Annotated in this window: 1 protein-coding gene; it reads right to left on the reverse strand. The window is 68.0% G+C overall.

The features are described from left to right. A partial coding sequence (locus AB4Z46_RS35405; protein ID WP_442288221.1) for a methyl-accepting chemotaxis protein occupies positions 1 to 531 on the reverse strand: 531 nt, incomplete at both ends.

Below are 531 nucleotides of genomic sequence, written 5' to 3' on the forward strand. Positions count from 1 at the left end.
CGCCTGGTTGATCTGCTCGATCCCCGAGGTCTGCTCCTGGCTCGCCGCCGTGATCTCGCCCATGATGTCGGTCACGCGCCTCACGCTGCCGACGATCTCTTCCATGGTCTTGCCCGCTTCGGCCACCAGCGCGCTGCCCGCGCCCACCTTGCCCACCGAGTCATCGATCAGGCCCTTGATCTCCTTGGCCGCGCCGGCGGAGCGCTGCGCGAGATTGCGGACTTCGGCGGCCACGACCGCAAAGCCCTTGCCCTGCTCGCCGGCCCGCGCGGCTTCCACCGCCGCRTTCAGCGCCAGGATGTTGGTCTGGAARGCGATGCCGTCGATCACGCCGATGATGTCGACGATCTTCTTGGAGGAAGCGTTGATGGACGCCATGGTGTCCACCACCTGGCTCACCACGCTGCCGCCCCGCACCGCCACTTCGGAGGCCGAGGCCGCGAGCTGGTTGGCCTGGCGCGCGTTGTCGGCGTTCTGCTTGRCCGTGCTGGTGAGTTCTTCCATCGAGGCCGCGGTCTGCTCCAGCGAGCT

It is taken from the genome of Variovorax sp. M-6 (assembly GCF_052114385.1).
In the GTDB taxonomy this organism is placed as follows: Bacteria; Pseudomonadota; Gammaproteobacteria; order Burkholderiales; family Burkholderiaceae_C; genus Variovorax.